Raw genomic sequence first — 20,613 nt, forward strand, 5'->3', positions numbered from 1 at the left:
TCCTGATCAGGGCAGTGTCTCGGGCGACACAGTTGGCGGCAAACGTCAGGACTGTCAATGCAGCCTAAGGTGCGAGGTGGTGCTTTGCGATTTCTGCCAGATCACAGTCGGGTGATCGGGCAGGCGGCGCATTTGGAACAGCATATGTTCGGTGCGCAGGCCGGGCAGGGCGGCGAAGGCGTCAAAGAGCGCCTCTGCGCCCTCGGCATTGAGCGGGATATGCAGCGCGGGCGCGCCTTGCGTGCTCAGCACCCAATGCGGCGGCTTGCCGGTCGGATCGAGTGTCAGCGCGTCAAGATCGCGGATCGCCACCACGCCCCCCGTGAGAGGCCCGAAATAGGCAACCTGTCCCTCGTCGACCTGCACCACGCCGGGACCGCCCGCGCCTGCGCGAAAGCGTGTCCGTTGCAGCCCCATCAACAGGACCGCCCCGGCGAGGATCAGAAGCACGTAACCCAGCCATTGCAGAAGGCCGTAGCTGCCGACCCCCCACCAGAGGCCAAGGATGGCCAGCCCCAGCCCACTCAAAACCTCGCGCCAGCGCCAAAGGGCGGCGCGCGCCTGCGGACGGATAAAGCTCATGTCCAATCCCCCAAGGTGGTCTGCCAGAGCGTCATCGCCGCCACCGCCGCCGTATCCGCGCGCAGGATGCGCGGCCCGAGGCTGATGGCGTGGGCCTGCGGCAGCGCCGCGAGGCGTGCGCGCTCTGCCTCCGAGAAACCGCCTTCGGGACCGATCAGGATGGCCCATGACGCACCGCGCGGCAGATCGCGGCCAAGCGTTGCCGCGTGACCCGCCAGCGCCTCGTCGCAAAACATCAACTGACGATCCTCGGGCCAGTTGGCCAGCATCCGGTCGAGGCGGTGCAGGTCGCTGACCTCGGGCACGAATGTGCCGCCGCATTGTTCGGCGGCCTCAACGGCATGCGCCTGAAGCCGGTCCTGCCGGATACGCTCGGCGTTGGTGAATTCGGTCTGCACCGGGATGATCCGCGCCGCGCCCATTTCGGCGGCTTTCTCGACAATGAAATCCGTGCGCGCCTTCTTGATCGGAGCGAACATGAGCCAGAGGTCGGGCGGATTGCGCTGCGGGGCTGTCTGCTCGGCCACCTGCAGGGCGCCGCCGCGCTTGCCTGCCTCGATCACGTCGGCGCGCCATTCCCCGGCCTCACCATTGAACAAAAGCACGGCGTCCCCCAGGGCTTGCCGCATCACCCCAAAGAGGTAATGCGCCTGCGGCTGACTCAGAGGAATGGTTTGCCCTTCCCCCAACGGGTGCTCTACATAAAGCCTGATCTTCGCTGCTTTCATGGGGCCAACATATGACCGCAAAGAACCAGATGCCAGAGGCCACGGGACAGGTGGCCGATGCCTATGCTGGCAATTGGGTGGACCGTCTGGCCCCTGCCGCCACGCGCCCTTACTTGCGGCTGAGCCGAGCGGACCGACCGATTGGCACATGGCTCTTGCTCTTGCCCTGCTGGTGGGGGCTGACGCTTGCGATGCTGTCGGACGGGCAGGCGGGATGGCACGATCTGTGGATCTTTACCGGCTGCGCCCTCGGGGCTTTTCTGATGCGCGGCGCGGGCTGCACCTGGAACGATATTACCGACCGGCACATCGACGGCTCTGTGGCGCGCACTGCATCGCGCCCTATTCCCGCAGGTCAGGTCACGGTGCGCGGCGCGCTCATCTGGATGGCGGCGCAGGCGCTGCTTGCGTTCGGGATTCTTCTGACCTTCAACGCCGCCGCGATTACCCTTGGCGTCTTGTCGCTCTTGCCTGTAGCGGTCTATCCCTTCGCCAAGCGATTTACATGGTGGCCGCAGGTGTTTCTCGGCCTCGCCTTCAACTGGGGCGCCCTTCTTGCGTGGACGGCGCATAGCGGCCGGCTGGAAGCGCCCGCGGTGATCCTCTATCTCGCGGGTATTGCCTGGACACTCTTTTATGACACCATCTATGCCCATCAGGACGCAGAAGATGACGCTCTGATCGGTGTCAAATCCACGGCGCGGCTTTTTGGGGACAACTCGCCTCGCTGGCTGCGGTGGTTTCTGGTGGCGACCGTGTCGCTGATGGCGGTGGCCGTCATTCTTGCGGTGCCCGATGCGCGGCTGACAGCACTCCTTGTGGCGCTGTGCGGTCCTTGGGTGATGGGCTGGCACATGCAGGGACAGATGCGCCGTTTGCGGTTGGACGATACTGCGCGGTTGCTTCAACTCTTTCGTTCCAACCGGGATGCGGGTCTCTTGCCTGTGCCGTTTTTCGCCGTCGCCTGTCTCCTGTGATTGAACTCAGGCCGCCGCGCGCCTAAAGACGTGGGCAGCACTCATGAATTGGCCATTGCCCGATGCGTTTATCATCCGCTTTCACGATCGCAGGAACCTTTACCGGGGCAGCGGTGCTTGCGGTTGTCGCCGCAGGCTTTGCCGTGAGCGCCATCGAGGACAGTTCGCGTCGCGCGGTGCGCGATACGCTGGATCGCGTCGGGCTGGTCTGGGCCGATGTCGATACGGATGGTCTGCAACTCTTTCTCGCAGGCACCGCCCCGTCCGAGGCGCTGCGGTTCAAGGCGCTGTCGCTGGCGGGCACGGTGGTCGATGCGGCACGGGTGATTGATCAGATGCTGGTCGAGGATGCGGCGGATATTGCGCCGCCGCGCTTTGCCATTGAAATCCTGCGAAATGACAGCGGCATTTCCCTGATCGGTCTGGTGCCTGCCGCCACGGATCGTGAGAAGCTTTTGGCGGATATCGCGTCTGAAACCGATGACGTGACGGTGGCCGACCTGCTCGATTCCGCGGATTACCCCTATCCAGAGACATGGCCCGCCGCGCTCCGCTATGCGGTGAGGTCGCTTGGGAAATTGCCGCGGGCCAAGATATCCGTCAGCGCGGATCGGGTCGAGATCAAGGCCATGGTCGACAGCACAGAGGCGCAGCGCCGGATCGAAACGGATCTGGCACGCGCGGCACCGGACAACGTGCGGCTGGCGCTTGCCATCTCGGCCCCGCGCCCGGTTATCACACCCTTTACCCTGCGGTTCGTGATCGACGAAACCGGCGCGCGGTTCGACTCCTGCTCTGCCGACACTGAAGAGACACGCGAGCGTATCTTGCGCGCTGCGGGCAAGGCGGGCGTTCAGTCCAAGGCCCATTGCGTGGTGGGGATGGGCGTGCCCTCGCCACAATGGGCGCGGGCGGCGGAACTGGCCATAGCGGCGGTCGCGGATCTGGGCGGCGGCACTGTCACGTTTTCCGACGCCGATGTGGCGCTCCTGGCCCCGGAGGGCACGTCACAAAGCCTGTTCGACGACGTGGCTGGCAAGCTTGAGGCCGAATTGCCCGAGGTCTTTGCCCTCACCGCCACCTTGCCGCCGCCCCCTGATGCCGCACAGCCCGCAGCGCCCGAATTCGTGGCCACCCTCTCGCCCGAAGGTCAGGTTCTGATTCGTGGAAGGGTGGGCAGCGAGACCAGCCGCGAGACTGTGCGCAGCTTTGCAAAAGCACGGTTTTCTTCGGATTCGGTACATCTGACGGCGCGGGTGGCTGAGGGGTTGCCGCGCGATTGGTCGATCCGGGTTCTGACCGGGCTCGAGGCTCTGTCGTACCTGTCGAACGGCGTCGTGACCGTGACGCCCGATAATTTCGGCGTTCAGGGCAACACGGGCCGCAAGAGTGCCAGCGCGGAGATCGCGCAGTTCCTTGCGGAAAAGCTGGGTGAGGCCGAGAAATATACCATCGACGTGACCTACAAAGAGGCTCTTGATCCCGTCGCCGGACTTCCAACGCCAGATGAATGCGAGGCGCAGATCGCTGCGATTCAGGCAGGGCGCAAGATCAACTTTGAGCCGGGATCAGCCAAGATCGACGCGCAAGGGGCCGCGATCATGGACGATATTGCCGATGTGCTGAAAAAATGCGGCGAAATCCGAATGGAGATTGGCGGCCACACCGACAGTCAGGGCAGCGAGGATATGAACGTGCAACTCAGCCTCGCACGGGCGCGTGCGGTGCTGGACGAATTGCGCATGCGCCGTGTGCTGACCTCGAGCATCGACGCAAAGGGATATGGCGAAAGCGTGCCCATCGCCGACAACGGGACCGAAGAGGGCCGCGAGACCAATCGCCGCATCGAATTTCGCCTGATCCGCCCCGAGCCGGTGGCAGATCAGCAAACAGCGCTTGAAAGCCTCGAAGAACCGGGGGAAGAAGGGACTGAGGCCGAAGAGACTACGCAGGACAAGCCAACCGAATGAACAGAACCGAATTCATCATCGCAACCGCCATCGTCCTTTTCGTGGCGTTCTGCATGGGCTGGTTCGCCAATTGGCTGGTACATCGCTTCATCCGCGTTCCCGGATCCGATGTCGGGGAATTGGAACGGTTGGCGCAGGAACTGCACGAGGCCGAGGAAACCCGCGATCAGGCCATCACCTATTTGCAACAGCGCGAGGCCGAGCTGACCAATCAGATCAGCCAAACCGAGGCGGAATTGGCCGCCACGATGGATGGTCTTCGCGAAGCGCGCTACGAGGCTGAACAACTGCGCGCGCATCTGGAAAAGATGGCTGGCCGGGCGGTCGGCTGATTTCGGCAGCAGGCACAGAAAGCGCCGGCGCGAAGTTTTTCGGTCCGACGAAATATAACTGTTTGGGTTGTGTGCAAAAAACGGGGCCCCAACCGGCGTTGCGCGATTGGGGCCGCTTTACCTTGGCGTGCAGGAGAGACCGGCGTGGCAGGCCGCCCAGCCGGGCCCAAGTGGGTCAGTTACCGGTTCCGTGACCTTTTGTGCCAGCGCCTTCAGGCTTGCGCGCCAGATCGACCGGAACATCCACAACGATCTCTCCGGATTTTTCAAAAACCAGCGTCAGCGGAATGATCTTGCCCTGCTCAAAGCTCTCGGTCAGCCCCATCAACATCACGTGGGCGCCGCCGCGCTGTAACACCAACGTCTCGCCTGCCGCGATGGCAAAGCCCTCTTCGACATGCATCATTTTCATGACGCCACCCTCTTCGAGATGGGTGTGCAATTCGACCTTTTGCGCGGCGGGAGAGGTCGCGCCGAGCAGGCGGTCATCGGCGTCGCCGATATTCTCGATGAGCATGAAGGCTGCGCCGGTTTTGGCGATGGGGCTGGCGCTGCGGGCGTAGGTGTCGAGCACGTGGATTTCCTGCGCCAGTGCGGGCACGGCAAGGACGGTCGCGGCAAGGGCCGCCATAAGGGGGGATTTGAAGGACATGGGTCGCTCCTTGAATGTCTGTATCACGGTCTGAATGGGGTGTCAGACCGTCACAGGCGGCGCGCGCGCCACGCTCGGGGGCTGGCTGCGCATCACGGCATGGCTGCCCATCGCCACAGCCCCCATCCGCCGCTCTGGTCCCTGCCAGAGGCCAAGTGTCGGGGGCGAGACCGGAACGACGGCAAAACCGGGCAGGCAATCCGGGCAGAGATGCTGTGCGGCCACAGGCTGTCCGTCGGCATCGACGGCGATAGTGACCGGGCCTGTGCCGGTGCAGAGCACGATTTGCCCCACCGGCTGTGCCCCGCCGCGCGCCACTGCAAGGCTCTGGCTGGTGAGTGTCAGAACCAGGCACAGGGCCAAGGCCAATATCGGGTGCAGTGGTCTCATCGCTCCGAGGTATAGGCTCGCGTGCCCAGTCTGGGCAAGCGGCAAAAGCAAACAGCCCCGCCGGTTGGGCAGGGCTGCGCGCAAAGCGATTGGACGCGAAGGATCAGGCGTTTGCGGCCTGCGCCTTGGCAATCTCTTTCTTGACCTTCAGCGCGGTTGCGGACAGCTCGTCGTCCTTCGCCTTGGCCAGAAACGCATCAAGACCCCCGCGATGATCGACACTGCGCAGAGCATGCGCCGAAATCCGCAGCTTGATCCCGCGATTCAGGGTTTCAGATTGCAGGGTCACGTCGTTGAGGTTCGGCAGATACCGACGACGTGTCTTGTTGTTGGCGTGGCTGGAGTTGTTGCCAACCATCGGGCCTTTACCGGTCAGTTCACAGCGGCGCGACATGAGATCATCCTCGTTCTTGCTGAGGGCGCGTGCTGGCCCTTCTTAACACAAACGGGCACCACCACAGGCAGTGCCCCGAATTCCGTTTGGCGTCTTTAGGCCCAAAGCACAGGCGCGTCAAGGGATTCTCGGGTTGAAATTGCTGCAATCCGGCACCGTCGCATCACCCGCCAGCGTCGAGCACATGGGCATCTTCGGCGAGAGTATTTTAGCCAAGAAGAAGCGGGCAGGGAGGTAGCAAATGCTCGCCGCCAATCTCGGAGGGCGACAAGATGTGCGGCTGAGTTAAGAGAATTGGTGGAGCCTAGGGGGATCGAACCCCTGACCTCTTGCATGCCATGCAAGCGCTCTCCCAGCTGAGCTAAGGCCCCAATTCCGTGGCCCCTTTGGGCCGTGCGCCGCTCTCTAAGCAAAGCTGCGGGCGGGATCAAGTGGAAAATCCCGCCCCGCGATTTTTAAAGATCGTTGTCGTCCGAGGCCACGTCGGCGATGTCGTCCAGCGACACGTCTTCGTCCTCGTCATCCTCGAGCAGATCATCATCCAGCTCGACATCGACGTCGTCATCATCCAGCAGATCGGCATCATCATCGAGGATGCTCCCTGCTTTCAGCTTCTTCGTTTCCGCATCTTCGGCGTCCGGAGCCATCGAGCGCGTCTTATGCGACGACAGTTCCACCACCTCGCCCGTGTAGGGGCTGATGATCGGGTTCTTGTTCAGGTCGTAAAAGCGTTTGCCGGTGGTCGGGCAGACACGCTTGACGCCCCATTCTTCCTTGGGCATGGGTGATCCCCTTTGAATCTCTGGTCTTGTCGACGATCCGCGTCCCCTGCCATAACATTAAAGGGCTGTCAAAGCCTTTGACGGTGACACGCAGATCCCGAGCAGGAGCGCATATGGGCCATCACATGCTGGCGGGCAACCCCCCGGTTGCCCTGAGTTTACGCCATAGTGCCCGCGCGCGGCGGATTTCGCTGCGTGTGTCGGGGCTGGACGGGCGCGTCACCCTGACGATTCCGCGCGGCGTAAGCGAGGCCGAGGCGCTTGCCTTTGCCCGGTCGCGGGCCGACTGGCTGCGCGGTCATCTTGAGGGACGGCCGGCGCAAACGGTCGTGGGCATTGGCTGTGACCTGCCGGTCGAGGGCGAGATTTTGCGAATCGTACCCGGAAGCGGACGGCGAATCGTGCGTGAGGCGGCGCAACTCTGCGTGCCGGGACCGCAAGAGAGTGTTGGAGCGCGTCTTGAAGGATGGCTCAAGGCGCGGGCGCGGGATCGTCTGGCGGCGGCCTCGGATCATTACGCGGCGCTATTGGGGCGGCGCCACACCCGGCTGACCCTGCGCGACACACGGTCGCGGTGGGGATCCTGCTCTGCCAAGGGCGCGCTCGGTTACTCATGGCGGCTGATCCTCGCGCCGCCCGATGTGCTGAATTATGTGGCGGCGCATGAGGTGGCGCATCTGGCCCAGATGAATCACTCCCCGGCCTTCTGGGCCGAAGTGGCGCGCCTCATGCCGGACTATGAAACCCCGCGCGCCTGGCTGCGCCGCGAGGGCGGCGCGCTGCACCGCTATCGTTTCGGTGATTGACCGGCGCTGGATTTGTGATCACATGGGGCCATGTTGTTGCCACCGCGCCCCGATCCGTCCCCCTCTGCGCATGACCGCGTCTATCGCGGTTTGCGGTCGCGCATCATGCATGGCGAAATTGCCCCCGGTCAGGCGCTGACCCTGCGCGGTATCGGCACAGAGTTTGGCGTGTCGATGACGCCTGCGCGCGAGGCCGTGCGCCGTCTGTCGGCCGAGGGCGCGCTGACCATGTCCAGTTCCGGCCGCGTGTCCACGCCCGAACTCAACAGCGAGCGAATCGAGGAACTGGCCGCCTTGCGTGCACTCATCGAGGTGGAGCTGGCCAGCCGTGCCTTGCCGCGTGCGCATATTGCCTTGATTGACCGACTCCAGAGCATCAATGCCCGTGTGGCCGAGGATATCGCCCGTCAGGACGCGGTGGCCTATATCCGACGCAACCTCGAATTCCACCGCACGCTCTATCTGCGCGCGCAGGCCCCTGCGATGCTGGCCATGGCCGAGACTGTCTGGCTCCAGCTCGGGCCCACGATGCGCGCGCTCTATGGCCGTCTGCGGCGCAAGGACCCGCCGCACTATCATCGGCTGATCATCGCGGCGCTCAAGGCGGGGGATGAGCCCAGCCTGCGCCTGGCTGTTCGCTCCGACGTGACACAAGGGCTCAAGATGCTGATCGGCTGAGGCGTCAGACCAGCAGCGTCAACACAGCCACCAAGGCCAGGGCAGCACCCCATGTCCGCCAGAGCGCACGGCAGGCGGCGTCGATTTCGGTCGCGCCGATGGCGCGGCGACCCTGAGCGTTGACATAGGGAAACTCTTGCCGCGTGCCGTGATAGGATCGCGGACCGGAGAGCGCCACGCCCAAGGCGCGTGCCATAGCCGCCTCAGGCCAGCCGGCATTGGGCGAGCGGTGTTGCCGCGCCTCGTGCGCGACCTCATCCCACTGCCACCAGAGCACATGGGTGGCGAGGATAAGACCTGCCGTTATCCGTGCGGGGGCGAGATTGAGCAGGTCGTCAAACCGCGCGGCGGCCCAGCCAAAGGCCTCGTGGCGCGGCGTGCGATAGCCGATCATGCTGTCGGCGGTATTGGTGATCTTGTAGAGCATGAGACCCGGCAGACCGCCAATGAGATACCAGAACGCGGGGGCGATCACCCCGTCGCTGAGGTTCTCGGCGGCTGATTCGATGGCTGCGCGCGCCACGTCAGAGGGCTGCATTGCCGCCGTATCGCGCCCCACGATCTGCGCCACCGCGCGCCGGCCGTCGCCCAAGGACAGTCGCAGATCGCGCGCCACCGCCGCCACGTGATCGACAAGCGAGCGCTGTGCCAAGAGGATTGCGGCGACGACAACCTCGACCACCGGACCCAGTTGCGAGAGGACCCAGCCCAGCACAAGGGCCAAAATCCCAAGGCCCGTCATCGTCGCGATGCCCCGTGCACGCCGTGCCGCGCCACGATTGAGCACCCGGTCGCACCAGCCCACGGCGCGCCCCATCAGGACCGCCGGATGCGGCAGCCGATCCCAGAGCCAGCGCGGTTCGCCCAAGGCGGCATCAAGCAGCATCGCCAGAACGAGGGTCACAGCGCCGCCTCGAGACGTGCCCAGCCCTCTGGTCCCGGCAGACCCAACCGGATCAGATCATCCGCATAGGGGAACACCCGGATGAGAATGCGGTGTTCTGCCAGGCGCGCCTGCCAGGCCTCGGCGGATTTGACCCGGTAGAGCCGGAAAAGGGCACAGCCCCCCACCGCCTCGGCGCCCGCGCGCCACATGAGCGCGTCGAGTCGCGCCGCCTCTTCATTAAGGCGCACCCGTGTCTCGCGCACCCATTCGGGATCGTTGAGCGCCCTTGCCCCGATTTCCAGTGCCGGGCCAGACACCGGCCACGGTCCGAGCATATCGGACAGACGGTCAAGCTCGTCCCGCGCTCCGATGGCAAAGCCAAGCCGCAGCCCTGCCAGCCCCCAGAACTTGCCAAAGCTTTTGAGCACGATCCGGCCTGGCGTCAGCGCATGGCGCAACAGCGAACGGTCTGGGGCCACATCGCAAAAGCTTTCGTCCATGATGGTCAGGGGGGCGTCCAGGTCTTGCGCCCCGTAAAACTGCCCGGTGGGGTTGTTGGGATGCACGATGACCCGCGCGTCCACGGGCGCATCCGCTGTGCGGGTGTCGATCACCTGCCAGCCATGAGCGCGAAAGCTGGCGGCGTGTTCATTGTAGGTGGGGCCGGGGATATGGACCGTTCCAGGCGCACGCAGGCCGGGCAGCCGTGCAATCAGCGCCGATGCCCCGGGGACGGCCAGCACGGCGGCCCCATCCGGCACCTGCCAGAAGTGCCGCGCGGCGCGAATGAGCGCCTCTTGCGCGGTGCGGTCGGGCAGGGCGGTCCAGGCCTCGGGTGTGATTTCGCCCACCGGATAGGGCAGGGGGTTGATCCCCGTCGAGAGGTCAATCCAATCGGTTCGCTCTCCGCCATGCGCAGCCCGCGCCGCGTCGATCCCGCCGCCATGGTCCCGGTGCATGCGCGTCACGCCTCGGTGTCAGAGGGCAAGGGGGGATGGCGGGTCACGAAATGCCCCTTCACCCCCTGCGGCCATTGTTTGTAGGGCACCTGTCCTGTCGCGCTCTCGGCATGGAGGGCGGCATAGGCGACAATGGCCTCGGCGGATGCGGCGTCAGGTGTGAAATCGCCCAAGGTATAGGCCAGTTTGCCTGCGCCCTGAATGGCCACGTTGCAGCCCTTTCCACAGCCCATGAGACAGGCCACCCGTCGTGTGCGGACCGTCGCACACCCCTCTGCGGCGCGCTCGACAAGTGCCGCGAGATCCTCGCCATGCGGGCGCGTCTGCGTGGCGGCATCCCAATCCTCGCGCTTGCAGGTGTCGCAAATGGTGATCCAGGTCGTCATCTCGTGCCTTTCCTTGTCCGCAGGCCCGTTCAAGCGGAATTCCGCTCTCTTCGCAAGCGCCCTGACAGCTGCGCTGCGAAACACGGCGCGATAGCAGCTTCATAAAACGAGGGCGGGGCAGCGACCCTGCAGGGCGCGACAGGAAACCGCTGGATTGCGGCGCGACCTCAAAGCCGCTTCACCCTACGGCCCCGACAGGCTAGAAGGCGGCAAAACGAAGGTCAGGAGAGAGCATGCCGAAACCCGTCGTCCTGTGCATCCTCGATGGTTGGGGGCTGAGCGACAGCACCGACGCCAACGCGCCACATCTGGCGCGAACGCCTGTTTTCGACCGGCTGATGGCCAATTGTCCCCATGCCACACTGATCACTCACGGACTCGACGTGGGCCTGCCGCGCGGCCAGATGGGCAACTCCGAGGTGGGCCATACCAATATCGGCGCGGGCCGTGTGGTGGCGATGGACCTTGGGCAGATCGACCTCGCGATCGAGGATGGCTCTTTTTTTGAGAACAGTGCCTTGCAAAGCTTTGTAACCAAGATGAAGGCCAGTGGCGGGCGGGCGCATCTCTTGGGTTTGATGTCTGACGGCGGGGTGCATGGGCATCTCAATCACATCGCGGCGGCGGCGCGGGCGCTGACCGAAGCGGGGGTGCCGGTGCTGTTGCACGCGCTGACCGACGGACGCGACGTTGCCCCGAAATCGGCGCGGGTGCAGTTGGAACGCTTGCGCGAAATGATGCCGCCCGAGGTCCGTATCGCGACCGTCACGGGCCGCTATTTCGCCATGGACCGGGATAACCGTTGGTCGCGCGTGGAAGAGGCCTACGAGGCGATTGTCGGCGGGCGCGGCCTGCGTTGCCCCGATCCGCGCATGGCGATCACCAATGCCTATGCCCGCTCGGAGACCGACGAATTCATCACCGCGACCGTGATCGGGGATTATACCGGCGCGCAGGATGGCGACGGGCTCTTTTGTCTTAATTTTCGCGCCGACCGTGCCCGCGAAATCCTGCAAGCGATTGCCGATCCTGCGTTTGCGGCGTTTGAACGGGGCGCGTGCCCGGCATGGGCGGCGCTGCTCGGGATGGTGGAATATTCCGAGGCCCATAATGCGTGGTTCGAGACGGTTTTTCCCTCGCGCGCCATCGTCAACACGCTGGCCGAATGGGTGTCGCAGCATGGCTTGCGCCAGTTTCATCTGGCTGAGACCGAGAAATATCCGCATGTGACCTTTTTCCTCAACGGCGGCAAGGAACAGCCCGAGATGGGCGAAGATCGCTACATGGCACCCTCGCCCAATGTAGCGACCTATGATCTCAAGCCAGAAATGTCCGCCGAGGAGGTCACGACCCGGCTCGTCGCGGCCATCCGGGGGCGCTATGATCTGATCGTGGTCAATTACGCCAATCCCGATATGGTCGGCCATACTGGCGATCTCAAGGCGGCCATTGCGGCCTGTGAGGCGGTGGACCGAGGTCTTGGTCGGGTGGTTTCGGCTCTGGAAGAAGTGGGTGGCACGATGATCGTGACGGCAGATCACGGCAATTGCGAGGTGATGGTCGATCCCGAAACAGGTGGGCCGCATACGGCCCACACCCTCAACCCGGTGCCGGTCATCCTGTTGGGGGGGCCTGAGGGTGCGCGCGTGCGCGCGGGCGGGCGCCTGGCCGATCTGGCACCCACGGTGCTGCAATTGATGGGACTCTCGATACCGACAGAAATGACCGGGGAGAGCCTATTGATATGAGGGTCTTGCCCGTCACCTGCGCGGTCTTGATGCTTTTTGCAGGGCTGTCGCCTGTCGCCGCACAGGACCCCGCATCGGCGGCGCGCGACGCGAGCGAACAGCTCAGCCTTGCGGCAGAGGCGTTGGCAGAGGCGGAAGGCGCGCAGAATCGGGTGAAGGCGTTGACCCAGGTGATCGCGGCCTATGAAGACGGGCTCGAGGCAATGCGCGACGGTTTGCGCCGGGCGTCACTCCGCGAACAGGCGCTTGGTGCTGAGTTGCAGGCGCGCGAGGCCGAGATCGCGCAGTTGCTCGGGGTGCTTTCGACCATGGGCAATGCGCCGGTGCCGGTGCTGCTCATGCATCCCTCGGGGCCGGTTGGCACGGCGCGGGCCGGGATGATCCTGTCCGAGGTGGCCCCCGCACTGGACGCCCGCGCGCTTGAATTGCGCGACAAGGTGCAGGAGTTGAGCGTGCTGCGCGTGCTCCAGCAAAGTGCGGCGGACAAGTTGCAAGAGGGTCTGGAGGGCGTGCAAGAGGCGCGCACCGCGCTCAGCATCGCCGTGGCCGAGCGCACCGACCTGCCGCGCCGCTTTACCGAGGATCCGGTCAGGACGGCGCTGCTCATCGCCTCGACCGAGACGCTGGAGGGATTCGCCAGCGGTCTGAGCGAGATCGCGGTGGACGAGGCACCTGGAAGCCTGCCTGACATCACGGCGCGCAAGGGCGCGTTGCCGTTGCCTGCGGAGGGGGTGATCCTGCGCCGTGCGGGGGAAGCGGACGCCGCCGGGGTCGTGCGCCCCGGTGTTCTCTTGGCCACACGCCCGCGCGCCCTTGTCACCACGCCCAGTGCGGCCACGGTGCGCTATCGCGGCCCCTTGCTCGACTACGGAAATGTGATCATTCTCGAACCGCAAGCGGGGATTTTGCTGGTGTTTGCGGGTCTCGATGTTGTTTATGGTCAGGCAGGGCAAGTTCTGCCGGGCGGCAGCCCGGTGGGGCTGATGGGAGGGGCAGGAAGCGAAGGCGATCTGCTTCTTGCCGCCGATGCGCAGGATACGGGTGCCAGACGCACACAGACGCTCTATATTGAGGTGCGGCAAGACAATTCTCCAGTGGACCCGCTTACGTGGTTCAAGACCGATAAGGATGGTTGAGACATGAAAAAATTCCTGATGGCCGCCTCTGCCGGCATTCTGACCGGTGCTGTTGTGACGACACAGGTGGCCGCCCCGCTATTGGCACAGGAGGCCGAGACGACCAGCAACGTCTACGAACAGCTCGATCTCTTCGGAGATATTTTCGAGCGGATTCGGGCGCAATATGTTGAAGAAGTCGAGACCAAGGATCTGATCGAGGCGGCGATCAATGGCATGTTGACCTCGCTCGACCCGCATTCAAGCTATCTCTCTCCCGATGACGCCGAGAATATGCAGGTGCAGACGCGTGGTGAATTCGGCGGGCTGGGGATCGAGGTCACGCAAGAGGACGGGTTCGTCAAGGTGGTCTCGCCCATGGACGGCACCCCGGCGGATCAGGCGGGCATCGAGGCGGGTGATTTCATCACCCATGTGGACGGGGCCAGCGTTCTTGGTCTCACGCTTGACGAGGCGGTTGACCTGATGCGCGGGCCGGTGGGCAGCGAAATCATCATTACCGTGGTACGCGAGGGCTCGCCGGAGCCTTTTGACGTGTCGATCATTCGCGATACGATCAAGCTGACGGCGGTGCGGGCGCGCGCCGAGCAAGATGCCGTCGTGCTGCGCGTGACCACGTTCAACGATCAGACCTATGCCAATCTTGCCAGCGGTCTGGCCGAAAAGATCGAAGAACTGGGCGGCGAGGACAAGGTGAGCGGGATCGTGCTTGACCTGCGCAACAATCCCGGCGGTCTGCTGACGCAGGCGATCAAGGTTTCGGATGCCTTCCTCGACAAGGGCGAGATCGTGAGCACACGGGGCCGCAACCCGCAGGATGGCGAGCGCTTCAATGCCACGCCGGGTGATCTGGCGAATGGCAAGCCCATTGTCGTGTTGATCAACGGCGGCTCTGCCAGCGCATCGGAGATCGTGGCCGGGGCCTTGCAGGATCATCACCGGGCCATCGTTGTTGGCACCAAGAGTTTCGGCAAAGGGTCGGTGCAGACGGTCATGCCGCTCCGGGGCAATGGCGCGATGCGCCTGACCACCTCGCGCTACTACACGCCTTCGGGCCGGTCCATCCAGGCGCTTGGCGTCAGCCCCGACATTCTGGTCGAGCAACCGCGCCGCGCGCCGCAGACCGAGGAGGATGATGCCACCAAACGGCCCGACCGGTCCGAGGCCGATCTTCGCGGGCGTCTGAGCAACGACAGCCTGACCGAGGATGAGATCAAGCAGATCGAAGAAGACCGGGCGCGGGCCGAACTGGCGGCCAAACTGCGCGAAGACGATTATCAACTCGCCTATGCCATTGATATTCTGCGCGGTCTCTCGGTCATGGCAGAGGGTCAGCCGGAATAAAACCGAGGTTCAATTCCTAAAAAGCAAAACCCCGCCCGTCTTGCACGGGCGGGGTTTTTGTTTTCACGGGGTTGGCGGGTTCTTCTCCGGGGCATTTTGCGGCTTGCACAAGCAACCACCCGTGCATGGCAAATCCCGGCCTTCGTCACTGCGCCTTTGCGCGCTGCGGATCCCAGGCGGCGAGAACATTGGAATTGTCGTCGCTGTCATATTCGTAAAGCGTTTGCTCGGTGACGCCTGGAATGTTCCCAAAGGATTCGGCCGTCTTGCGCGGATACCAAGAGGTGCCGATCTGGCCCGGAAACAGCTCTGACAGGATGCGCGAGGTTGCAAAGGAGCATTGTGCCTGCGGCACCGGGCCATTGGCCTTGACCAGTTGCAGCGCGCGTTCCGCCAGTTCCGGCGACACGTCGAGCTGCTGGATCTGCACGCGGTAGGTCTGGCGCGCATGGTAGCGGGTATAGACATCCTCGACCTGAGGATTGATCCCGAACAGCACGTCATTGCGCTCGGGCAGGTGCCCGGCCTTGTTGAATGATCCGGCGGGGTCGAAAATCACCCGCTGCGAACCGTTCACCATCAGTGCGGTATGCGCGCCCGAGCCGTTGTTGTTGTTGATCATCGTGTAAAGGGTCAGGCGCGGCGGCCCATCATGACGATAGGCAGCGCGCGCCACCTCTTCATCGGGTGCCCAGATCGATTCCGCCGCACATCCCGCCAGCGTTAAAGAGGCGGCAAGCGCCAGAACCAATGACCGCATGATCTATCCTCGGCAGGCGCGCAGATCAGCCGTTGACCGCCGCGATGAAGAGCAACAGCGCAATGCAGCCGACGGCGACATATGTTACCCACTTGATGAACCCGTCAAAGGTCTTTTGCTGAACGTCGATATTCATTTCACCATGCTTGTGCTCGGCCATGTCGCGTGTGTCCCTTGCTGACTTCCGTTCAAATTCCGGCGTTGGATAGCCCATTTGACAGGGGCTGTCACCACCCAAGCTGTCGCGGCTTCAGGCTTTGTTGAGGTCTTGTGCGAGGCGAAATCCGATTCGGTTCGGCTCGGCTGTCTCGACCTGTTTCGGCAGGGCACGCAGCATAACGCTGAGTTGGCCGACATGCTGGATAAGCTGTGTGCGCATGCCCATCTGGTCCTGCCCGTAGAACGTCAGGATGTCGGGCTCGAAATAGCCCATGCCTTCGATGCGGATCACGCCACTGTCGCTGCCGGCAAAGCCCATCGCCACCTCATGTGCCTCGTCGAGTGTCTTTTCAAAGTTCTGGATATAGAGAATCAGCCGTTCATAGGCCCATTGAGCCGGGCTCTTGGTGTGGCCTGCGTCGTTGGACAGGGATTGCGCGGCTGTTTCGATGCAGGGTTGGTTGGGGTCGGAATGCACCTCATGGGCGCGCGGCATGGCGTCGGCCTCTGCGGCCTCGGCGGTGGTGTGGATGGTCGGGTCCATGGGCCTGTCCCCCTTTGTCAGCGGCCTTTGATCTGCCAGAGCCACGCGTCGTCGTCGCGCCGCCATCGTGTCACCTCGCCAGCGTGCAACAAGTGGTTGAGATGCGCAACGGCCTCGACCAGTGCCAGGCCATACGTGCCCCGGTCGATCTGGCGCTTGAAGAGCAGGGGAAAACAGTCGGCCGCGGTGCGCGGTGTCACAAGAAAGCCGCGCAGCCGGTCGAGCGCGCCGTGGTGATTGTCGCGCAGCTGCTGCATGCGAAAGGGCAGGCCGGTAAAGGGCAGCTTGTGCCCCGGCAGCACGAGATGCGTGTCGCGGGCATGGGCGGCCAGCCGGTCGCAGGCGGCCAGCCAGTCGGCCAAAGGGTCGGCCTCTGGTTCGGTCGGGTAGACGCCGATATTGGGGCTGATGCCGGGCAGGATCTGATCGCCGGCGATCACCAGGTTTGCATCGCGGGACCAGAGCGTGACATGTTCGGGCGCGTGCCCGCCGCCCATGCGCACATCCCAGTCGTAGCCGCCCGCGCGGATCACGTCGCCTTCCTGGATGCGGGTATAGCCCACCGGGATGGGGGCGCAGATATCAGAGAAATTATAGGGGCGCTCGGATTTGCGGGCCTCGTAAATCTCCGGGTCCATCCCACCCGCCCGCGAAAAGGCGAGGGCCTGTGGTGTCGGGCTATCCTCGACATCGAGGATCAGCATCCGCGCCATGAGCCAGCTTGTGCGCGAGGCCCAAAGCTCTGCACCAAAGCGCGCCATCAGCCAACCCGCCATGCCGATATGGTCGGGGTGATGATGGGTCAGGATCACGCGGCGGACCCGGCGGCCTTGCAATGGGCCTGACAGGATGTCTTCCCAGAGGGCAACGCTGCGCTTGGAATGGATGCCGGTGTCGACGATGGTCCAGCCATCCCCCTCATCCAATGCGTAGATGTTGACGTGATCGAGCACCATGGGCAGCGGCAGGCGCAACCAGAGCACGCCGGGGGCCACTTCGGTCGCGGCTCCGGTTGGGGGCGGCGTGTCCCAGGGCGTGGCTATGATCGGGCCGCCATCCATCAGGCCGCGAAATCCTCGTGTGCAAGGGCATAGAGATCGTCGGCCCCTTGCGTGGCATGGGCCAAGAGGCTCGCGTGTTCCGGCAAGAGGCGCGTGATGTAGAAGCGCGCAAGCCGCGTGCGTGGCCCGTTCCCGCCCTCGGCCAAGGCCGCCCTGAGGTGGAAATGCCCACCCAAGACCCGCGCAAAGCCGCGCAGAAACGGCGCCGCCCCGGCGAACCGCTGGTTGAGGTCCTTTTGCCCCAGCATCCACTCGACCGCTTCACGCAGGCTCTCGGTGGCCTGCCAGACCGGTTCGGCCAATGCGGGAAGGCTGGCGCGGGCAGTCTCTGCCTGTGCCTCGATCTCGTCGAGCAAGGCATAGGCCGCCTCGCCGCCATCCATGAGCTTGCGCGCCGCAAGATCCATGGCCTGAATGCCGTTGGTGCCCTCGTAGATCGCGGTGACGCGCACGTCGCGGGAATATTGCGCGGCCCCCGTTTCCTCGATGAATCCCATGCCGCCATGCACCTGCACGCCCATTTCGGCCACCGCGATCCCGGTATCGGTGCCAAAAGCCTTGGCAATCGGGGTGAGAAAGGCCGCGCGCGCGGCCCAATTGGCTTTGCCGGTCGCGGTCTGCATGTCGATAGCCTGGGCACAGGCCAGCGCGATGGCGCGGGCGGCAAAGATGTCGGCCTTCATCGTGGCCAGCATCCGGCGCACATCTGCATGGTCAATGATGCTGCCTGACCCGCCATCAACCGGGGTGCGGCCCTGTTTGCGATCCAGCGCATAGGCCAGCGCGTGCTGATAGGCGCCTTCGGCCACGCCGATACCCTGACCGCCCACACCAAGCCGGGCATTGTTCATCATGGTGAACATGGCGCGCATGCCATCATGTGGCTTGCCCACCAGCCAGCCGGTTGCACCATCGTATTGCATGACCGCTGTGGGGCTGCCATGCAGGCCCATCTTGTGCTCGAGGCTCACGACCTTGAGGCTGTTGCGCTTGCCGGGGTTGCCGTTCTCATCGGGGATGAACTTGGGCACCAGGAAGAGGCTGATCCCCTTGGTGCCCGGCACGCCATCGGGCAAACGGGCGAGCACGAGGTGGCAAACATTTTCGGTAAAGTCGTTATCGCCCCAGGAGATATAGATCTTCTGGCCGGTTACGGCATAGGTGCCGTCGCCATTTGGTTCGGCCTTGGAACGCAGCGCGCCCACATCGGATCCGGCTTGCGGTTCGGTCAGGTTCATGGTGCCCGCCCATGCGCCACTGACAAGTTTGGGCAGGTAGATCGCCTTGAGGTCGTCCGAGGCATGATGCTCCAGCGCCTCGATCTGGCCTTGGGTCATCAACGGATTGAGTTGCAGCGAGAGGCAGGCCGAGGACATCATTTCGTTGACGGCGGTCGTCACCGTCATCGGAAGCCCCATGCCACCATGATCGGGATGCGCGCTGATCGACACCCAGCCACCATCTGCAATTGCGCGATAGCCCTCGGCATAGCCGGGGGAGGTGCGCACGACCCCATTCTCAAGCCGGGCGGGATGGAGGTCTCCATTCCGTTGCAAAGGATAGAGCACCTCTTCGCACAGGCGCGCAGCCTCGGCGAGGATTGCGGCGGTCATGTCCGGTGTCGCCTCGGCAAAACGGTCGGTCTCGACCACCTGGGACAGGCCAACAATTTGCTCGAACAGAAAGCGATACTCATCAACAGGGGCGCGATAGGGCATGTTCCGTTTTCCTTTTCATCTCGTCGGCGTCGCTTGGCATCCGCAAGGAAGGCCTGTAGTGATCCGGGTTTGATAGTCAGACTAGCCAAAGGCACAGCGGCGGCAACCAAAACGCCGCGTCAGGTCAGGGGACGTATATGGCAAATGCAACCGAATTATTGCAAGCGGACGCCGCCGGTTATGCAGCGGCCTCTGCGATTTGGTCTGCCGGTGGTCTTGTCGCGTTTCCAACCGAGACCGTCTATGGTTTGGGGGCCGATGCCCGCAACGACCGGGCGGTGGCGCGGATATTCGAGGCCAAGGGGCGCCCCCGCTTCAATCCGCTGATCGTGCATGTCGCAAGTGCGCAGGCGGCCCGGCGCTATGTCGAATGGTCGGATGCCGCAGAACTTCTGGCCTCTGTCTTTTGGCCCGGTCCCCTGACACTTGTGCTGCCGCTGCTTGCTGATGCAGGTCTCTCGCCGCTGGTGACGGCGGAGTTGCCGACGCTGGCCATCCGCGTGCCTGCGCATCCCGTGGCGCAGGGGCTCTTGACCGAGTTTGGCGGCCCGGTGGCGGCCCCCTCGGCCAATCCCTCGGGGCGGATCAGCCCGACCACGGCAGCGCATGTTCTGGCGGGGCTTTCCGGGCGGATCGAGGCGGTGATCGAGGGCGGTGCCTGTGCGGTGGGGGTGGAATCCACCATCGTGGGGCTGGTTGGGCGGCCCAGTCTGCTGCGCCCCGGCGGGGTGCCGGTTGAGTCCATCGAGTCCCTTCTGGACGCGGATTTGGTACGCCATTCCGCCGATGATCCTTTGGTGGCCCCCGGCCAGATGCAATCCCATTACGCGCCGGGTGCGCCCGTGCGTCTGGACGCGCGCGAGCGGCGGGCCGGAGAGGTGCTGCTCGGGTTCGGGCCGGTGGACGCGGACCTGAACCTGTCGCCCTCCGGCGATCTGGTCGAGGCGGCGGCCAATCTCTTTGGTCATCTGCACGCACTTGATTCGCGGGGGGCACCGATCGCGGTATCGCCCATTCCCGAAACTGGGCTTGGTCGTGCCATCAACGATCGTTTGCGCCGCGCGGCGGCACCGCGCGACGAGAGATTGCCGGGGTAACAGTCTCTAGCCTTTGGGCAGATAGGGAATCGAGCCTGCGGCATCGGTGTCGTCAATCACCCAGAAATGCCCTTCGCTGCCCGCCTGACGGGCCTGAGCCAGCGGCGCATAGTCGGGATCACTGGCAAAGGCGCGGGCGGCATCGGCCGAGGGAAACTCGATCAGGGCAATCAGGGTGGTGTCGGGCGCTGTGCCTTCCAGTGTCGCGATATTGGCGCTGCGCGAGAGATAGCGCCCGCCGTGTTTGGCGGCGATGTCATGTGTCCGGGCCGCGTAATCGGGGACCCAGGCATCGTCGGTGATCTTGACCTGTGCGATAAGATAGGCTGGCATGCGTTTCCTCCTGATGTGACGGGCCACCATCCCCATGGCCCAACCGCCCGCACAGCCTAGCACGGCCTGCGCCGGGGCCGAGCAATTTGACGCTCCTACTTAGGTCGCAACCGCGCCGCGCTGCCGTCGCGCAAAAATTTTCCGGGTGCCGCGAATTTTCCTCTTGCAGCCGCGCGCCAGAGTTTATAGAT

General features: G+C 64.1%; 24 protein-coding genes and 1 tRNA gene. 9 read left to right on the forward strand and 16 right to left on the reverse strand.

Features of this window, described 5'->3' with window-relative positions:
* Positions 1 to 54 precede the first annotated feature (54 nt).
* Complete coding sequence (locus tag MVC20_RS14020) at positions 55 to 582, reverse strand: hypothetical protein (protein ID WP_297542414.1); 528 nt, start codon at positions 580 to 582, stop codon at positions 55 to 57.
* Entirely contained in the window at positions 579 to 1,310 is a 732-nt protein-coding gene (locus MVC20_RS14025) for a 16S rRNA (uracil(1498)-N(3))-methyltransferase (RefSeq protein WP_297542416.1), read from the reverse strand. Before MVC20_RS14025 ends, MVC20_RS14020 begins: the two co-directional genes overlap by 4 nt.
* An 11-nt stretch (positions 1,311 to 1,321) precedes the next feature.
* Here MVC20_RS14025 and ubiA point away from each other — a divergent pair, with 11 nt between their 5' ends.
* From ubiA to MVC20_RS14040, 3 genes are all read left to right on the forward strand, one after another.
* Positions 1,322 to 2,287, forward strand: coding sequence for a 4-hydroxybenzoate octaprenyltransferase (gene ubiA / locus MVC20_RS14030; RefSeq protein WP_297542418.1), 966 nt, complete (start codon positions 1,322 to 1,324; stop codon positions 2,285 to 2,287).
* Positions 2,288 to 2,349: 62 nt separating this feature from the next.
* On the forward strand, positions 2,350 to 4,257 hold the full coding sequence (locus tag MVC20_RS14035; RefSeq protein ID WP_297542420.1) for an OmpA family protein: 1,908 nt from the start codon (positions 2,350 to 2,352) through the stop codon (positions 4,255 to 4,257).
* Positions 4,254 to 4,589, forward strand: a complete 336-nt coding sequence (locus tag MVC20_RS14040) for a hypothetical protein (RefSeq protein ID WP_008280346.1) — start codon at positions 4,254 to 4,256, stop codon at positions 4,587 to 4,589. Before MVC20_RS14035 ends, MVC20_RS14040 begins: the two co-directional genes overlap by 4 nt.
* A 175-nt stretch (positions 4,590 to 4,764) precedes the next feature.
* Here the strand turns inward: MVC20_RS14040 and MVC20_RS14045 are convergent, their stop codons facing one another.
* From MVC20_RS14045 to MVC20_RS14065, 5 genes are all read right to left on the reverse strand, one after another.
* Complete coding sequence (locus tag MVC20_RS14045) at positions 4,765 to 5,241, reverse strand: copper chaperone PCu(A)C (protein ID WP_297542423.1); 477 nt, start codon at positions 5,239 to 5,241, stop codon at positions 4,765 to 4,767.
* Between the two features lie 42 nt (positions 5,242 to 5,283).
* Positions 5,284 to 5,631 (reverse strand): hypothetical protein, encoded by a 348-nt coding sequence (locus MVC20_RS14050; protein WP_297542425.1) that lies wholly within the window; start codon positions 5,629 to 5,631, stop codon positions 5,284 to 5,286.
* A gap of 103 nt (positions 5,632 to 5,734) precedes the next feature.
* Positions 5,735 to 6,025 carry a 50S ribosomal protein L28 gene (rpmB, locus tag MVC20_RS14055; protein WP_297542427.1) on the reverse strand — a complete coding sequence of 97 codons (291 nt, stop codon included), beginning with the start codon at positions 6,023 to 6,025 and terminating at the stop codon, positions 5,735 to 5,737.
* 295 nt (positions 6,026 to 6,320) lie between these two features.
* Positions 6,321 to 6,396 (reverse strand) — tRNA-Ala (locus MVC20_RS14060).
* Positions 6,397 to 6,480: 84 nt separating this feature from the next.
* Entirely contained in the window at positions 6,481 to 6,807 is a 327-nt protein-coding gene (locus tag MVC20_RS14065; protein ID WP_297542429.1) for a TIGR02300 family protein, read from the reverse strand.
* Between the two features lie 113 nt (positions 6,808 to 6,920).
* Between MVC20_RS14065 and MVC20_RS14070 the strand changes: the two genes are divergently transcribed.
* Positions 6,921 to 7,613 (forward strand): SprT family zinc-dependent metalloprotease, encoded by a 693-nt coding sequence (locus MVC20_RS14070; RefSeq protein WP_297542431.1) that lies wholly within the window; start codon positions 6,921 to 6,923, stop codon positions 7,611 to 7,613.
* A gap of 30 nt (positions 7,614 to 7,643) precedes the next feature.
* Entirely contained in the window at positions 7,644 to 8,291 is a 648-nt protein-coding gene (locus tag MVC20_RS14075; RefSeq protein WP_297542433.1) for a GntR family transcriptional regulator, read from the forward strand.
* Positions 8,292 to 8,295: 4 nt separating this feature from the next.
* On the opposite strand, the gene cbiB is transcribed toward MVC20_RS14075, so the two are convergent.
* The 3 genes from cbiB to MVC20_RS14090 are packed head-to-tail and all read right to left on the reverse strand — an operon-like array spanning position 8,296 to position 10,522.
* Positions 8,296 to 9,177 (reverse strand): adenosylcobinamide-phosphate synthase CbiB, encoded by an 882-nt coding sequence (gene cbiB / locus MVC20_RS14080; RefSeq protein ID WP_297542766.1) that lies wholly within the window; start codon positions 9,175 to 9,177, stop codon positions 8,296 to 8,298.
* Positions 9,178 to 9,191: 14 nt separating this feature from the next.
* Positions 9,192 to 10,136: a threonine-phosphate decarboxylase CobD gene (cobD, locus tag MVC20_RS14085; RefSeq protein WP_297542435.1), complete on the reverse strand. Its 945-nt coding sequence runs from the start codon at positions 10,134 to 10,136 to the stop codon at positions 9,192 to 9,194.
* Positions 10,137 to 10,141: 5 nt separating this feature from the next.
* Positions 10,142 to 10,522 carry a DUF1636 domain-containing protein gene (locus tag MVC20_RS14090; RefSeq protein ID WP_297542437.1) on the reverse strand — a complete coding sequence of 127 codons (381 nt, stop codon included), beginning with the start codon at positions 10,520 to 10,522 and terminating at the stop codon, positions 10,142 to 10,144.
* A gap of 233 nt (positions 10,523 to 10,755) precedes the next feature.
* On the opposite strand from MVC20_RS14090, the gene gpmI reads away from it, so the two are divergent.
* From gpmI to MVC20_RS14105, 3 genes are read left to right on the forward strand one after another with little or no spacing between them, the layout of a single operon-like run.
* Positions 10,756 to 12,270, forward strand: a complete 1,515-nt coding sequence (gpmI, locus tag MVC20_RS14095; protein ID WP_297542439.1) for a 2,3-bisphosphoglycerate-independent phosphoglycerate mutase — start codon at positions 10,756 to 10,758, stop codon at positions 12,268 to 12,270.
* A gap of 29 nt (positions 12,271 to 12,299) precedes the next feature.
* Positions 12,300 to 13,406 (forward strand): peptidoglycan DD-metalloendopeptidase family protein, encoded by a 1,107-nt coding sequence (locus MVC20_RS14100; RefSeq protein ID WP_297542768.1) that lies wholly within the window; start codon positions 12,300 to 12,302, stop codon positions 13,404 to 13,406.
* Between the two features lie 3 nt (positions 13,407 to 13,409).
* Positions 13,410 to 14,750 carry a S41 family peptidase gene (locus MVC20_RS14105; RefSeq protein ID WP_297542441.1) on the forward strand — a complete coding sequence of 447 codons (1,341 nt, stop codon included), beginning with the start codon at positions 13,410 to 13,412 and terminating at the stop codon, positions 14,748 to 14,750.
* A gap of 145 nt (positions 14,751 to 14,895) precedes the next feature.
* Here the strand turns inward: MVC20_RS14105 and MVC20_RS14110 are convergent, their stop codons facing one another.
* The 5 genes from MVC20_RS14110 to MVC20_RS14130 form a co-directional block, all read right to left on the reverse strand.
* Positions 14,896 to 15,510 carry a hypothetical protein gene (locus MVC20_RS14110; protein ID WP_297542444.1) on the reverse strand — a complete coding sequence of 205 codons (615 nt, stop codon included), beginning with the start codon at positions 15,508 to 15,510 and terminating at the stop codon, positions 14,896 to 14,898.
* 25 nt (positions 15,511 to 15,535) lie between these two features.
* Positions 15,536 to 15,670: an aa3-type cytochrome c oxidase subunit IV gene (locus MVC20_RS14115; RefSeq protein ID WP_297542446.1), complete on the reverse strand. Its 135-nt coding sequence runs from the start codon at positions 15,668 to 15,670 to the stop codon at positions 15,536 to 15,538.
* A 90-nt stretch (positions 15,671 to 15,760) separates the two neighbouring features.
* On the reverse strand, positions 15,761 to 16,213 hold the full coding sequence (locus tag MVC20_RS14120; protein ID WP_297542448.1) for a hypothetical protein: 453 nt from the start codon (positions 16,211 to 16,213) through the stop codon (positions 15,761 to 15,763).
* A gap of 17 nt (positions 16,214 to 16,230) precedes the next feature.
* Positions 16,231 to 17,274 carry an MBL fold metallo-hydrolase gene (locus MVC20_RS14125; RefSeq protein WP_297542450.1) on the reverse strand — a complete coding sequence of 348 codons (1,044 nt, stop codon included), beginning with the start codon at positions 17,272 to 17,274 and terminating at the stop codon, positions 16,231 to 16,233.
* The gene (locus tag MVC20_RS14130; protein WP_297542452.1) at positions 17,274 to 18,992 is read right to left on the reverse strand and encodes an acyl-CoA dehydrogenase; all 1,719 of its coding nucleotides are present in this window, start codon (positions 18,990 to 18,992) and stop codon (positions 17,274 to 17,276) included. Before MVC20_RS14130 ends, MVC20_RS14125 begins: the two co-directional genes overlap by 1 nt.
* A gap of 137 nt (positions 18,993 to 19,129) precedes the next feature.
* On the opposite strand from MVC20_RS14130, the gene MVC20_RS14135 reads away from it, so the two are divergent.
* Positions 19,130 to 20,089, forward strand: coding sequence for an L-threonylcarbamoyladenylate synthase (locus tag MVC20_RS14135; protein ID WP_297542454.1), 960 nt, complete (start codon positions 19,130 to 19,132; stop codon positions 20,087 to 20,089).
* Between the two features lie 6 nt (positions 20,090 to 20,095).
* Here MVC20_RS14135 and MVC20_RS14140 read toward each other — a convergent pair whose 3' ends face one another.
* Positions 20,096 to 20,422, reverse strand: coding sequence for a DUF1330 domain-containing protein (locus MVC20_RS14140; protein ID WP_297542456.1), 327 nt, complete (start codon positions 20,420 to 20,422; stop codon positions 20,096 to 20,098).
* Between the last annotated feature and the right edge of the window lie 191 nt (positions 20,423 to 20,613).

Origin of the sequence: Roseovarius sp. (genome assembly GCF_027019125.1) — a bacterium.
Lineage (GTDB): Bacteria > Pseudomonadota > Alphaproteobacteria > Rhodobacterales > Rhodobacteraceae > Roseovarius.